The sequence below is a fragment of the Enterobacter kobei genome (genome assembly GCF_001729765.1).
Classification (GTDB): domain Bacteria; phylum Pseudomonadota; class Gammaproteobacteria; order Enterobacterales; family Enterobacteriaceae; genus Enterobacter; species Enterobacter kobei.
Genome location: NZ_CP017181.1, coordinates 2,992,965 through 3,007,534 on the forward strand (window position 1 = coordinate 2,992,965; position 14,570 = coordinate 3,007,534).

The 14,570-nt window shown below is 53.8% G+C and carries 10 protein-coding genes and 2 tRNA genes; 5 read left to right on the top strand and 7 right to left on the bottom strand.

Annotated features, from left to right (window positions below; genetic code table 11):
• Window positions 1–102: 102 nt before the first annotated feature.
• On the top strand, window positions 103–3,414 hold the full coding sequence (locus BFV64_RS14460) for an NACHT domain-containing protein (RefSeq protein WP_235611120.1): 3,312 nt from the start codon (window positions 103–105) through the stop codon (window positions 3,412–3,414).
• 10 nt (window positions 3,415–3,424) lie between these two features.
• Here the strand turns inward: BFV64_RS14460 and BFV64_RS14465 are convergent.
• The 5 genes from BFV64_RS14465 to nac all read right to left on the bottom strand — a co-directional run bounded on the left by BFV64_RS14465 (window position 3,425) and on the right by nac (window position 8,060).
• Window positions 3,425–4,122 (bottom strand): IS1-like element IS1B family transposase gene (locus BFV64_RS14465; protein WP_095033700.1). Its coding sequence is split into 2 segments (ribosomal slippage): window positions 3,425–3,873 and window positions 3,873–4,122, totalling 699 coding nucleotides; the frame shifts between segments, so codons are not numbered across the junction.
• A gap of 28 nt (window positions 4,123–4,150) precedes the next feature.
• The gene (locus BFV64_RS14470; RefSeq protein WP_069602214.1) at window positions 4,151–5,191 is read right to left on the bottom strand and encodes an MFS transporter; all 1,041 of its coding nucleotides are present in this window, start codon (window positions 5,189–5,191) and stop codon (window positions 4,151–4,153) included.
• Window positions 5,184–5,588: a Rid family hydrolase gene (locus tag BFV64_RS14475; RefSeq protein ID WP_032629102.1), complete on the bottom strand. Its 405-nt coding sequence runs from the start codon at window positions 5,586–5,588 to the stop codon at window positions 5,184–5,186. The genes BFV64_RS14470 and BFV64_RS14475 overlap by 8 nt, the downstream gene beginning before the upstream one ends.
• 507 nt (window positions 5,589–6,095) lie before the next feature.
• A complete protein-coding gene (cbl, locus tag BFV64_RS14480; RefSeq protein ID WP_023330849.1) occupies window positions 6,096–7,046 on the bottom strand; it encodes an HTH-type transcriptional regulator Cbl in 951 nt (316 codons plus the stop codon).
• Window positions 7,047–7,142: 96 nt separating this feature from the next.
• Window positions 7,143–8,060, bottom strand: a complete 918-nt coding sequence (gene nac, locus BFV64_RS14485; RefSeq protein WP_014884446.1) for a nitrogen assimilation transcriptional regulator NAC — start codon at window positions 8,058–8,060, stop codon at window positions 7,143–7,145.
• Between the two features lie 320 nt (window positions 8,061–8,380).
• On the opposite strand from nac, the gene BFV64_RS14490 reads away from it, so the two are divergent.
• Window positions 8,381–8,456: transfer RNA gene (locus BFV64_RS14490), tRNA-Asn, on the top strand.
• Window positions 8,457–8,601: 145 nt separating this feature from the next.
• Here BFV64_RS14490 and ldtA read toward each other — a convergent pair.
• Entirely contained in the window at window positions 8,602–9,501 is a 900-nt protein-coding gene (ldtA, locus tag BFV64_RS14495; RefSeq protein ID WP_069602215.1) for a L,D-transpeptidase, read from the bottom strand.
• 190 nt (window positions 9,502–9,691) lie between these two features.
• On the opposite strand from ldtA, the gene shiA reads away from it, so the two are divergent.
• From shiA to BFV64_RS14510, 3 genes are all read left to right on the top strand, one after another.
• Entirely contained in the window at window positions 9,692–11,005 is a 1,314-nt protein-coding gene (gene shiA / locus BFV64_RS14500) for a shikimate transporter (RefSeq protein WP_045134945.1), read from the top strand.
• Between the two features lie 73 nt (window positions 11,006–11,078).
• The gene (locus BFV64_RS14505) at window positions 11,079–12,533 is read left to right on the top strand and encodes an AMP nucleosidase (protein ID WP_014884456.1); all 1,455 of its coding nucleotides are present in this window, start codon (window positions 11,079–11,081) and stop codon (window positions 12,531–12,533) included.
• A 19-nt stretch (window positions 12,534–12,552) separates the two neighbouring features.
• Window positions 12,553–14,325, top strand: coding sequence for an aminopeptidase P family protein (locus tag BFV64_RS14510; RefSeq protein WP_069602216.1), 1,773 nt, complete (start codon window positions 12,553–12,555; stop codon window positions 14,323–14,325).
• 136 nt (window positions 14,326–14,461) lie between these two features.
• On the opposite strand, the gene BFV64_RS14515 is transcribed toward BFV64_RS14510, so the two are convergent.
• Window positions 14,462–14,537 (bottom strand) — tRNA-Asn (locus BFV64_RS14515).
• Between the last annotated feature and the right edge of the window lie 33 nt (window positions 14,538–14,570).

The following is a 14,570-nucleotide window of genomic DNA, read 5'->3' on the forward strand; positions in this document are numbered from 1 at the left end:
ATGACGGTTTTACCCGGGTACTGTACTTTTATCTCTTTGTTTTACCAATCGCCTGTCCGTAAAATAAACGCCAACACGGAATTCATGCTATGAAGGTGAAACTTGTCTGATACGAATATGAGCGGTCCCTCAAACGGTGGTGGCGCGGCAACCAGCAGCGGTATTATCTTTCAACAACAATTAGGCGCGTTTTTCGCCGCTCAGATCCTGAGTAATGACCCGTTGGATCCTTCATTAGTACTGGGTGATGCAGCACCTGTTCGGCTTCGTTTCGAAACTGAAGCGCCAGTTGACGATATTCTTGTGGCAACTTCTGTGGGCGGATTTCTTGCAATTCAGGCAAAAACAACGGTCCCACTTTCAGATAAAGAAAAGAGTCCTTTTTACCGGACAATTGAACAGTTCGTCCAACACTGGCTAACCTGTCGGGATGGTGATGGTTCTCTGGAATGGAACCGCCCTCTGTCGCCGGAGAAAGATCGGCTGATTTTAGCCGTAAGTATCAAAGCATCAGCGACTGTTCGGACCGATCTTTCCGCCGCGTTACGCCATCTTTCCCAGCAAGGCCGCGGAGCTATGAACAGGAAACAGAAATCAGCGTCTGATATTTTCGAACGCTGTGTGTTGACGGCGTGGTGCCGAATTACCACGGAGCCCCGGCCATCAGATCTGTTAGCCGAACTTGCCCGTCTGATTGTCGTTCACGTTGTTGATGTTGAAAATATCGCATCAACACTTCAGATGCGACTTAGCCGCAGTCTTGCCAGAGAAACTGACTCAGCAGCAGCCCTGAGTATTCTTGTCACCACCTGTGGGGAGATAATGTCCCGACGTGGTGGCTGTGATGCATTATTATTACGTAACCTGCTGGCAGGAAAAGGGATTAAACTGGCCGCACCGCCACAATATCAGGCGGATATTCATCAACTTATCCGCCACTCTCAGCACGTTGCCAATGCCTTGCAGCAGTATGAAACCATCGATAATCCCTCCGGCCAGCCGATTACCTTGCGCAGGGAATGCCAGGATGCGGTTGAGCAAGCTGTGCAGTCCGGCTCGCTATTAATTATTGGTGAACCCGGAGCCGGTAAAAGCGGCGTACTGAATGCGCTGGCACGTAGCCTGCGCAATCGTGGGGACGATGTTCTTGAACTGGCGGTTGATCACTATTCGGTTGAGTCACTCGAAGGACTGAGCCGTGAACTCCGGCTGGATCATTGTCTGACTGAAGTGCTTGAAGCATGGGATGGTACGTCTCACGGCTGGCTGATTATTGATGCACTGGATGCGACCCGTGGGGGTAAAGGTGAGGCTGTTTTTCGTCCCCTGATTGAACAGGTACTGAATCAAAAGGGGCGATGGCGCGTTATTGCCTCTATTCGCAGTTTCGATTTGCGTATGGGGGTGAAGCTTCGCGATCTGTTTAAGGGGCATCCTCCAGTGACGGAACGTGCCGATACGCAGTTTTCTTCGGTTCGCCATATTGTTATTCCACGCTGGTCAGATAACGAATTCAGCCAGTTACTGGAACAATCTTCGGCGCTGACAGCAGCACTTAAGCAGCTTTCTGACAGGCTTCGCGATTTAGCAAAAGTACCGTTTAATACACGATTGCTGGCCGACCTGGTTTCGCAATATGCGGATATTAATCTGAGTCGTATTTCATCCCAGAGCGAATTATTAAAACTCTACTGGCAGTATCGCGTTGAGAAACATGGGCTGAATGCCCGGCAGTGTCTTAAGGCTCTGGTTGATCATATGATTGCCACTCGTTCACTCAGGGCTCCATCTCTGTTGACAGGCACAGATGCCGATATGATTGATACACTCTCTCGTGAAGGCGTTGTCGTCAGGGAGGCTAGCGATCGCTGGGTACAGTTTCGTCATCATCTGCTCTTTGACTATGCTGCGGCAAAAATATCATTCGATCCTGACGCACTCATTGCGGGAACCTTGCGTTTCCCTAAACAGCAGGCTCAGGGATTGTTGCTTTCTCCCGCACTGGGTTTTGTGCTCCAGGAGATCTGGGATTATAACGAAGATCATCACGGTTTCTGGCAAGCGGTAAGTCATCTGGTTAATGATAGCGATGGCGATCCCATTATCCGTAGTGCAACAGGCCGGATTGCGGCTGAATATCCTGTTGCACAAAACGACCTGCTCTGGCTCGCTAAACGTGTGGCAATGGACGATCAGAACGTTATTTCCACACTCAGTCATCTCTGCGGCGCGCTGGCAATTCGGTTTGAAGATGAAAAAGACGTGGCTCTGCTTCCGTGGGTATATCTGGTCTCTGCTTTAACGCCTGACATCAATAAAGTCGCGGAGACATTGCGATTTTTGCTGCATCCGATTACTAAGCAGGTGACTGATCCTGATCTACGCAATATTCTGGGTACAGCCTGCCGCGCCGTGCTTTCTTATGGCCTTGAGCAGAGTCAGCCGGGCTATTTTGTCAGAAGTGCTATACCTTTCGTTGCAGATACGATCAATACCGATGTTGATGCATCTTGCCGTTTACTGGAGCAAATTATTTCCGTCAAACGTCTCCAGCATTTTGGTTCAGAGGAAATTCCCATTCTCTGTTACAACATCAAGAAAATCGCAGATTATGCTCCTGAGTTTGTTGCCAGCGTATTCGAGTTTGTCTACAGCTACGATGTCACCGAAGAACGGGAAACAACGCTGGGGAACAGCCGAATTCTCCCTCTGAGATCAAACGCCCGACAGGACTATGAATCGGCTCGTTATTCCCTCGGTGAGTTTTTCTCCCATTTTCTCGAACAACATCCAGAGCAGGCTGTTGATGCTGCCGTTAACGCTTTAAATGGATATGTTGCCCGGCACCATCCTGTCGATTCCCCAGTGATGCATTTATCCATTTCCGGGAATGATATCTCTCTTAAAGCCGATCACAGCCACATCTGGGCGTACAATCCTACAGGCGAACACGCGCATGACGGAGAAGTACTGGTTAAGAAACTATTTCAGCATTTGAAAAGCGCGACTGAACCAGACGTGTTAGTTCTCGCAGAACTTTTTCGTCAAAAAGCCTCACTGGCAATCTTCTGGGCCAGGCTCTTTCTGGCGGCAAATGAACGTAATGATAGCCTGGTTGATTTTCTCTGGCCCATTGCCGCGCAGGAAGCGTTTATCCGGAACGAAGACACCCGTAAAGATGCTATCGATTTGGTCAGCAAAGGAATTGCACGGCGTCCAGTGGAGGAACGGCAAATGCTGGAGAATGCAGCATTCCAGTATAATTTCTCTGGCTATATTTACCCGGAAGAAGCAAAGAAACGACTGTTATATCGCCTTTTCAACGCGATTGGCTCAGATAATCTTTCTACTGAAGCCGCCCGGGACTTTCTGAAAAACACGCAGGGAGATGATGAAATATCAGGCAATAGGTAATGACTCCAACTTATTGATAGTGTTTTATGTTCAGATAATGCCCGATGACTTTGTCATGCAGCTCCACCGATTTTGAGAACGACAGCGACTTCCGTCCCAGCCGTGCCAGGTGCTGCCTCAGATTCAGGTTATGCCGCTCAATTCGCTGCGTATATCGCTTGCTGATTACGTGCAGCTTTCCCTTCAGGCGGGATTCATACAGCGGCCAGCCATCCGTCATCCATATCACCACGTCAAAGGGTGACAGCAGGCTCATAAGACGCCCCAGCGTCGCCATAGTGCGTTCACCGAATACGTGCGCAACAACCGTCTTCCGGAGCCTGTCATACGCGTAAAACAGCCAGCGCTGGCGCGATTTAGCCCCGACGTATCCCCACTGTTCGTCCATTTCCGCGCAGACGATGACGTCACTGCCCGGCTGTATGCGCGAGGTTACCGACTGCGGCCTGAGTTTTTTAAATGGCGGAAAATCGTGTTGAGGCCAACGCCCATAATGCGGGCGGTTGCCCGGCATCCAACGCCATTCATGGCCATATCAATGATTTTCTGGTGCGTACCGGGTTGAGAAGCGGTGTAAGTGAACTGCAGTTGCCATGTTTTACGGCAGTGAGAGCAGAGATAGCGCTGATGTCCGGCAGTGCTTTTGCCGTTACGCACCACCCCGTCAGTAGCTGAACAGGAGGGACAGCTGATAGAAACAGAAGCCACTGGAGCACCTCAAAAACACCATCATACACTAAATCAGTAAGTTGGCAGCATCACCAAGCGCATAGAGGCTGCTTCTTTTATCCGGATGTAATCCGAGAACACGCGTCTGGTTAGCCACCTGCGCGGCAAAACACCCTAAATCGAATAATATAATGCCCAGCGTAATTCCCGGTAAGGACGCAGGAAAGAGAAACAGTATGGCTATTCCCGCAACCACAAATACCATTCCACCAAAAATCACGCTGCGACACCCGAAGCGGTCAGCCAGTTTCCCCGCATAGTTCGCCAGTACAAGACCGACGATACCCGCCAGGCCAAATAATCCGGCTGTTCCCGCTGGCAGATGGAGTGGCGGTCTTTGCAGATGAAGCATGATGGTCACCCATAACAGGCTAAAGACGAAAAACCATGCCCCTCCGGTGACGGCAGATTCAATAAGCCGCACGTTACGCAGCAAGCCCGGCAATTGCGCCATGACGCTCAGATACCCCGTCTCCCTTGCGGGTTTAACATCAGGCAGGCATCTGATGGCCAGTAGCGCCATGGAGGCCATAACGGCTGCGACGATGGCCAGCATCCCTCGCCAGCCAAGCGCATCGGCCAGACTGCCGCCCACGAGCCTCGCGAGCAGTATTCCTGCCGAAATGCCCATGGTGATCAGTCCGACCGTAGCGCCTTTTGGCGTAATGTGAAATCCAAGCGCATTCAGTTGCACTGCGCTTGTCGCCATGGCGCCTGTCACTATTCCCGCGCTAAAAAGGAGCAACGGCTGACGGGTCAGGGAAGCGGCGAAGAGCGCAAGTGAGAGGAGAATAAACTGAGAAATAATCAGTTTCTTACGGTTAACGCTGTCTCCAAGCGGAACAAGAAACAGTATTCCCAGCATATAACCTATTTGCATGCTCGCCGCAATGAAGCCGGTATAAAACAGAGGCAACTGCAAAGATGCCGCGATAGCGGGCAATACGGGCTGAAGAATATAGTTATTTGCCATAGCCGTACCCGCCGCGATGCTGGCGAACCAGATAAATAACGGCGAAACCGGATTTTCTTGCGCGATATCACTCATTAATCGCCCCCTGTCTTTTTTTTGCCACAATATCAATTGCTACTTTCATTTTTTTCTCGGGAAACGGTAAGACATGCAATAACGTAAATGCAGGTCGGGAATCACGGAAATAGTGCCCATGGATACGCGCTACCTGCTGCCATTCTTCAATTTCAGTCAGATACAGCCTGCTTTGTATTACATCGTCTATTGCATAACCACTGGATTCAAGTATCCCCTTGATCTTATTCAGAACGCATTCCGTTTGCAGTGAGATGTCATCAGATTCAATCTCACCACAAGAATTAAGAGGTCCCGTTTTCGAAATATATAGCCAACCGTCTGCTTCTACCGCTCGCGAGAAACCGAAAGCCTCCTCCCAGCTGCTGCCAGAAGTAATAAGTCTTTTTGATTCCACAATGTCATGCCTTTCATCACAGGGTGAAACAAACATATTACAACCCAATCAAATTTGTCCAGAAAAAATAACAAAAAATTGACCTGAAATTTAGCAGGTAATTAAGTAAGCATTTCCTGGATAAGCTGTAAGCACAGCTAACCAATCAATATCTAAATTAATAAAATTAAATGATAAATAAGGCAGAAAATTTCCCGCAGATAACGGCAATTAAATGAGCTGAGTATTAAAATAATGACTCTTTTATTTAACCGCGAGTTTTTACCGCACGCAAATATTACCCTCACCTAAAAGAATCATATTTCGTTATTTATTTTTATATGTAACTCAATGGAAAATATGAGAAATATTTAAATATAAGACAACCTTATGACGTTACAGAGTATCGTTGTTAATCAGGGTATTCTTAAGAATAAGCGGTCAGGAAATTAAACGGTTTCAATAAAAAAGCCTGCTTTAATTGCAGGCTTGTGCTTCTTGTCGACGGAGACGGGTGCTAGAAAGGGCTTAAATCTGATAATCAATCGCCACTTCTTCTGGCTCCATCACCTGACGTTTAATCTCATCAACGGACAGCCCGGCGTTGCAAAGTTCGATAAAGCGCCACACATAGTTGCGCTGCAGCTGTCCACGCTTCAGGCCGAGCCATACGGTATTAGCATCAAACAGATGACGTGTATCAAGACGCACCAGATCTCCCCCCTCGCGTTCGCCACTGGACTGTTCTGCCACCAGACCTATGCCCAGCCCGAGCTCTACGTAGGTTTTGATTACATCAGAGTCCTGTGCGCTCAGCACCACGTCCGGCGTGAGCCCTTTGCGGTTGAAGGCTTCATCAATGCGCGAGCGTCCGGTAATGCCCTGGCGATAGGTAATCAGCGGCCATTTGGCAATGTCTTCCAGCGTCAGGGGCGAAACCTGATTCAACGGATGATCGGCGGGGAGCAACAAACTGTGATACCAGCGGAACCAGGGAAAAGCCACCAGCAGCGGGTCGTTGCTCAGGCGTTCACTGGCAATGCCGATATCTGCCCCACCGTTTTGCAGCAGCACTTCAATTTCCTGCGGCGTCCCCTGGATAAGCTCCAGGCGGACGTCAGGGAAAAGTTCACGGAAAGCTTTAATCACCGGCGGCAGGCTGTAACGCGCCTGGGTGTGGGTGGTGGCGATGGTGAGGACGCCCGAGGCGTCATTCGTGAAGAGATCCGCCAGGCGGCGCACATTGCTGGCTTCGTTGAGGATCCGCTCCGCAATGGTCAGCAAGGCTTTGCCCGGCTCCGTCATGCCAAGCAGACGTTTGCCGCGACGGATAAAAATCTCTATCCCCAGTTCTTCTTCCAGCTCGCGGATATGGCGACTGACGCCGGACTGAGAGGTATAAAGCATATTGGCGACCTCGGTCAGGTTGTAATCCCGCCTGGCCGCCTCACGGATAATTTTAAGTTGCTGGAAATTCACGATTCACTCCGGCGCATCTGACATAACGCTATTGTTAGAGTCAGCCGCACTGCAGAACAAATAATAAAAACCCGCAACTTATGCTTTTATGGAATATCAGCTCACGAGCTGGAGTTCACGGTTCTCAAGCGATGGCTTGCTGACCAGCGACATCAAAATCTCTTTTACCGCCTGCGCCTGTGGCGTCAGCGAGCCGCGTGCGGACATGTTGAGCGACAGCGGCAGGCTCATCGAAGGCGTAGTGATCCGTGCCATCCAGCCATTTGCCGCACTGCAGAGCGAGCGCGCTGCGGATTCTGGCAACACGGTGACGCCCATTCCGCTGGCAATGGCCGCGGTCAGCGTGGAGAGTGAGTCGATCTCGCCGATGATTTTGGCCGTCAGGCGACGCAGGGAGAATGCTTCATCCACGCGCACACGCACGGCGCTGTAATCACGCGGCAGATAGAGGTTCATTTCTGCCACGGCGGTAAGATCGACGCTCTGCCCCGGACAGTCGCGGGTGCCCACGAGGTAGAGATCTTCTTTCAGCAGCGGCTGGCTGGTGATCCCGGCGACCGGAGAACGATCGTAAAGGACCGCCATATCCAGCTGGCCATTGAGCAGTTTGTCATTGAGTACCGAACCGCTGTTCTCGTGCAGATAGACCAGCACTTCCGGTAGCTCAGCACGAACGGCCTGCAGCAGCGGCATGGTGATAGAAGACGCCGCAGTGCCGGGCGCAAGACCAATGGAAACGTGCCCGCTGAGGGTCTGGCCGACGTTGTTGACCGCCAGTTGCGCCTGTTCGCACTGGCGCAGAATAGTGCGGGCATGGGTATAAAGAATTTTTCCGGCTTCCGTTGGCGTGACGCCGCGTTTGGTACGAATCAATAATTGCTGATCCATCTCGCCTTCCAGAGTAGCCACCTGCTGGCTCAGCGCAGGCTGCGCGATATGCAGCACTTCTGCCGCTTGAGTCAGGCTGCCGATATCGACGATTTTTACGAAGTATTTCAGTCGTCTTAAGTTCATTTTGCCCCCTGTTCGAAATGCTTTGCCGGTACTGGCTATCGTTGTTGAACAGGTTTTGCAATATGAATGCCACTTTTACCGGGCGGTCTGAATTCCTCGCTAATCGCCTGAAAATAAGGAAACCTAATCATGGAGGGGGGTTTTATTACTGAAACAGCAGTTTATGATCTGCCCCATTAGAGGTATATACGCACCAAAGCGGTGCATTACGCTGTCAAAAACATCACATTGCCGATTTTGTCAGCAAACGATCAAAAGGCGTTGATCCACCCTTTGACAAGCGCGGCTGACGTCGATAATATGCGCCCCGTTCACACGATTCCTCTGTAGTTCAGTCGGTAGAACGGCGGACTGTTAATCCGTATGTCACTGGTTCGAGTCCAGTCAGAGGAGCCAAATTTAAAAAGCCTGCTTTTAAAGCAGGCTTTTTGCTTTTCTGTGCCTGATAAAATTGTCGGGTGGCGGCTTCGCCTTACCCGACCTACAAAAACCTCGAATCGTAGGCCGGGTAAGGCGAAGCCGCCACCCGGCGAAAATCACCTCACATACCGATCTTAACCGGCAACCCCGACCGACGTTCCAGCTCCGCTCCCGCGCCCTCGTTAATCAACTGTGTCCGCTGCGCGGCCGAAATGGGAAGAGGCACTTTCCGGGTTGACTCGAATTCCGCCCGATTGCGTGATAGCGGTTCGTGAACCTCCACCCACCGGCTACCGTCCGGCTCTGTCGTCACTTTAACGGGGCGATCGATAATCTGCACACGGATGCCCACGGGAACATTATCGAAAAGATATTTGATATCGGCGTTACGCAGACGAATACATCCCTGGCTAACCCGTAGCCCGATACCGAAATTCGAGTTGGTGCCGTGAATCGCATACAGCCTGCCGATATATATCGCATACAGGCCCATCGGGTTATCCGGCCCGGCGGGCACGAAGGCCGGAAGCGTTTTCCCCTCTGCCGCATAGGCGCGCCGCGTATTCGGCGTCGGAGACCAGGTGGGCCCCTCCTGCTTACGCTCAACGGCCGTTACCCAGTTTCGCGGAGTTTCACGCCCGGCCTGACCGATGCCGATGGGCAATACGTCAACGGTATTACTGCCCGGTGGATAATAGTAGAGACGCATTTCCGCCAAGTTAACGACAATCCCCTCGCGGACGGTGTCGGGCAAAATCAGTTGCTGGGGGATCACCAGCCGGGTGCCGGACGTAGGCAGAAAAGGATCCACGCCCGGGTTTGCTTCCAGCATATTGCTTAGGCCCTGTCCGTAGCGCGCGGCAAACGCCTCCAGCGGTAGCGTATTGCGATCCGGCACGATGATGACCTGCGAGCTGCCCACCAGACGACTGCCCGTCGGTGGTAAGGGATAACTCACCGCCTGCACGCTGTGGCTGATCAGTAATGCAGCAAGACAACCCAACACCTCTGTACGACGCATCTTCCCTTCCTCAGTCGCTTCGCTATTTGTTAAGCATAGCGTAGCCGTTTTGCATTACCCATCAGGAGATAAAATCAGTTTGCACAGGCTGCCTGTCGCGGTAGTCTCATAGGTTCCGTTTATATGACGGCTGCTATGTGAGTGACCTTTTCTTATACCAATAATTAAAATCAGTATGGACAGGACAACTATGGACTCCACCCTCATCTCCGAACGACCCGGCGAGGAGACCCCTTCGCTCAATCGTGCCCGTCGCGCCGCCCTCGGCAGCTTCGCGGGCGCCGTCGTCGACTGGTATGATTTTCTGCTCTACGGTATCACCGCCGCGCTGGTGTTTAACCGTGAATTCTTCCCCCAGGTCAGCCCCGCGATGGGCACCCTCGCCGCATTTGCCACCTTCGGCGTCGGGTTCCTGTTTCGTCCGCTTGGTGGGGTGATCTTCGGCCACTTCGGCGACCGGCTGGGCCGCAAACGTATGCTAATGCTTACCGTCTGGATGATGGGGATTGCCACCGCGCTGATTGGCATTCTCCCTTCGTTTTCCGCCATTGGCTGGTGGGCACCGATATTGCTGGTGATACTGCGCGCCATCCAGGGCTTCGCCGTAGGCGGCGAATGGGGCGGCGCGGCACTGTTATCCGTTGAGAGCGCACCGAAAAACCGGAAAGCGTTCTACAGCAGCGGCGTACAGGTGGGATATGGCGTGGGGCTGCTGCTGTCGACCGGGCTGGTGTCACTCATCAGCCATTACACCACCGACGAGCAGTTCCTGAGCTGGGGCTGGCGCATTCCGTTTATCTTCAGCATCGTGCTGGTCATTGCCGCGCTGTGGATCCGTAACGGGATGGAGGAGTCGGCAGAATTCGAAAAGCAGCAGGAAAAGCCTTCCGTCAAAAAACGCCTTCCGGTTATGGAAGCCCTCGTCCGGCACCCTGGCGCTTTTCTGAAAATTATCGCCCTGCGCCTGTGTGAGCTGCTGACGATGTACATCGTCACCGCGTTTGCCCTGAACTACTCGACGCAAAATCTCGGTCTGCCGCGTGAGCTATTCCTGAATATTGGTCTGGTGGTCGGCGGGATCAGCTGCCTGACTATCCCCTGTTTCGCCTGGCTGGCGGACAGATTTGGCCGCCGTCGCGTCTATATCACCGGCGCGCTGATTGGTACCCTCAGCGCCTGGCCGTTCTTTATGGCGCTGGAGGCGCAGTCTGTGTTCTGGATTGTCTTCTTCGCCATTATGCTCGCGAACATCGCTCACGATATGGTGGTCTGCGTACAACAGCCGATGTTTACCGAACTGTTTGGTGCGAGCTATCGCTACAGCGGCGCGGGTGTGGGCTACCAGGTTGCCAGCGTGGTCGGCGGCGGTTTCACGCCGTTTATTGCCGCCGCGCTGGTGACCTTCTCCGGGGGAAACTGGCACAGCGTGGCGATTTATCTGCTGGCTGGATGCCTGCTGTCAGCGGCGACGGCGCTACTGATGAAAGAGACGCGCCACAGCTGATCTCCCTTTTGTTTCACAGGCGTGTGACATACTATCGGGTAGAGTCGCACACCTGTGGAACAAGGAGACAGAGATGAATAATAAGGGCTCCAGCCTGACCCCGGCTCAGGCGCTGGAAAAACTCGACGCACTGTACGAACAGTCCGTCAACGCGCTGCGCAGCGCCATCAGCGAATATATCGAAACAGGGAAACTTCCCGACGAAAAGGCCAGAAGTGAGGGCCTTTTTGTTTATCCATCGCTCTCTGTGACCTGGGATGGCAGCGCCAGCACGACGCCAAAAACCCGCGCCTATGCCCGTTTTACCCACTCCGGCTGCTACAGCACCACCGTCACCCGCCCTGCACTGTTCCGCCCTTATCTTGAAGAGCAACTCACGCTGTTATACCAGGATTACGGCGCACACATTGCCGTAGAACCTTCACAGCATGAGATCCCGTATCCTTACGTGATTGACGGTTCGGCGCTAACCCTTGATCGTTCCATGAGCGCGGGACTGACCCGCCATTTCCCAACCACCGAGCTTTCACAGATTGGCGATGAAACGGCAGACGGGATTTATCACCCGGCAGAATTTTCTCCCCTCTCGCACTTTGATGCCCGCCGGGTGGATTTCTCGCTGGCACGCCTGCGCCACTACACCGGCACGCCCGCCGAGCATTTCCAGCCGTTCGTGCTGTTTACCAACTACACCCGTTACGTCGATGAGTTTGTCCGCTGGGGCTGCAGCCAGATCCTTGACCCGGAAAGCCCGTACATCGCGCTCTCCTGTGCGGGCGGGATCTGGATCACCGCAGAGACCGAAGCGCCCGAGCAGGCCATTTCCGACCTGGCATGGAAAAAGCACCAGATGCCTGCCTGGCACCTGATCACCGCCGACGGCCAGGGCATCACGCTGATCAACATCGGCGTGGGGCCGTCGAACGCCAAAACCATCTGCGACCATCTGGCGGTACTGCGCCCGGACGTCTGGCTGATGATCGGCCATTGCGGCGGCCTGCGCGAAAGCCAGCTGATTGGCGATTACGTGCTGGCCCACGCCTACTTACGCGACGACCACGTTCTCGACGCCGTGCTGCCGCCAGACATTCCGATTCCGAGCATCGCTGAGGTGCAGCGCGCGCTGTATGACGCCACCAAAGAGGTGAGCGGCATGCCCGGTGAAGAGGTTAAGCAGCGCCTGCGCACCGGTACGGTGGTCACTACCGATGACCGTAACTGGGAGCTGCGTTACTCCGCCTCCGCGCTGCGGTTCAACCTGAGCCGTGCGGTGGCGATTGATATGGAAAGCGCCACCATTGCCGCGCAGGGGTATCGCTTCCGCGTGCCTTACGGCACCTTGCTCTGCGTGTCCGATAAGCCGCTGCATGGCGAAATCAAGCTGCCGGGTCAGGCCAACCGCTTCTATGAAGGGGCGATATCCGAACATCTGCAAATTGGCATTCGCGCCATTGATTTGCTGCGGGCGGAAGGTGACAAACTGCATTCCCGCAAGTTGCGTACCTTCAACGAGCCACCGTTCCGCTGATAACTATTAAGGAAAATGCATGTCAACCTCATCACCCTTAGCGGCCCTGCGCCGGTGGCTTCAGGAAAACCATCTCGACGGGATGATCGTCCCGCGCGCGGATGCCTGGCAGAGTGAATACTGCGCGCCGTATGATGAAAAACTGGCCTGGCTGACGGGCTTTGACGGCTCGGCTGGCCTGGCGCTGGTTCTGAAAGACAAGGCGTTGCTGTTCGTCGACGGGCGCTATCAGGTGCAGGCCCGCGTTCAGGTCAACCTGGATGAGATTGAAATTCATCATCTGCACAATGAACCGCTGGCAGCATGGCTGGCGGCAAACGTCGAGCCCGTCACGCGCATCGGTTTTGATCCACTGCTGATGACAAATACCGAGTTTACGCAACTTTCTGCCACGCCGTGTGAGCTCGTCCCGCTGAATGCCTCACCGTTTGACACGCTCTGGATCGATCGTCCTGCCGCACCGGCGGGGCCGATCCGTGAAATGCCGGTTGCGGTAAGCGGTGAAAGCAGCGAAGACAAACGTCAGCGCGTTGCCGCCGTGCTGGCCGCGAACAATGCTGATTATCTGGCGGTTACGCTGCCGGATAACATTGCCTGGCTGCTCAACGTACGCGGGTCAGATATCCCCACCAGCCCGGTACCGCTCTCTTTTGCCCTGTTGCGTCGCGACGGTCACGTGGAGTGGTTTGTTAACGACATTAAGCTCAGCGCCCTGCCCGAAGCCGTGCGTAACACGCTCGCCACTGCGCCACAGGACGCCTTTATCGAACGCTGCCGAGAAATTGCGGAAGGTAAACGAGTGATGGTCGATGCCGATTCCGCACCGGTAGCCCTGCGCTTCGCCATTGAACCCCAGGGGGAGATCGTCTGGCAGACCGATCCGATCACCCTGCTGAAAGCCACCAAAAACCCGGTCGAGCTGGCAGGGTATCGTGAATGTCATCACCAGGACGGCGCCGCGTGGGTCAACTTCCTGGCCTGGCTGAGCCGTGAAGTGCCGCGACGTGAAGCGGCTGGGAATCCGTTAACCGAGCTCGAAGTACAGGCGCAACAGCTCGCGTTCCGTAAACAGCAGCCCGGCTTTATCGAGCAGAGCTTTGCGACCATTTCCGCCTCTTCGAGCAACGCGGCGATGTGCCACTATCACTCCAGCGAGGCCAGCAACAAACCCATCGGCCACGATCATTTTTACCTGAATGATTCTGGCGGTCAGTACACTAACGGCACCACCGACGCCACGCGCACGCTTGCCTGGGGTCATGTTCCCCCGCAGCAGCGTATGCATTATACCGCCGTACTGAGAGGCTTTCTGTCGCTGATAACCCTGCAGTTCCCATCCGGCACACACGGGCATCAGCTGGACGCTTTCGCGCGACGTCCGCTGTGGGAAATGGGGCTGGATTACGATCACGGAACGGGACATGGCGTGGGGCATCAGCTTCTTATCCATGAAAACCCACACCGCATCGCCAAAAAGGTTAACCCCTGGCCACTGGTGGCGGGCAATATCATGACCATTGAACCGGAGTATTATCTGGGCGGCAGCCACGGTATCCGCATTGAAAACCAGGTGGAAATTGTTGAAAGCCGCCCGGGGTTCTGCACGTTTTCTTCGCTAACGCTGATCCCGATTGATTTAAGCCAGGTGGAATTGCAGCTGTTGACCGGGCAGGAAAAGCAGTGGCTGGATGAATATCATCAGCAGGTTCGCGAGGCGCTGTCACCGCTGGTGAATAGCGAGGCGCGTCCGTGGCTGATTGAGGCGACGGCGCCGATTAGTTTGGCTCGATAGTGCGGCTTTTGCCGGATGGCGGCTTTGCCTTACCCGGCCTACGGAACAAGTAGGCCCGGTAAGCGCAGCGCCACCGGGCAATACTTCCAGAGATTAAAAAGCAAAAAGCCTGCTTTAAAAGCAGGCTTTTTAAATTTGGCTCCTCTGACTGGACTCGAACCAGTGACATACGGATTAACAGTCCGCCGTTCTACCGACTGAACTACAGAGGAATCGTGTGAACGGGGCGCATATTATCGATGCTC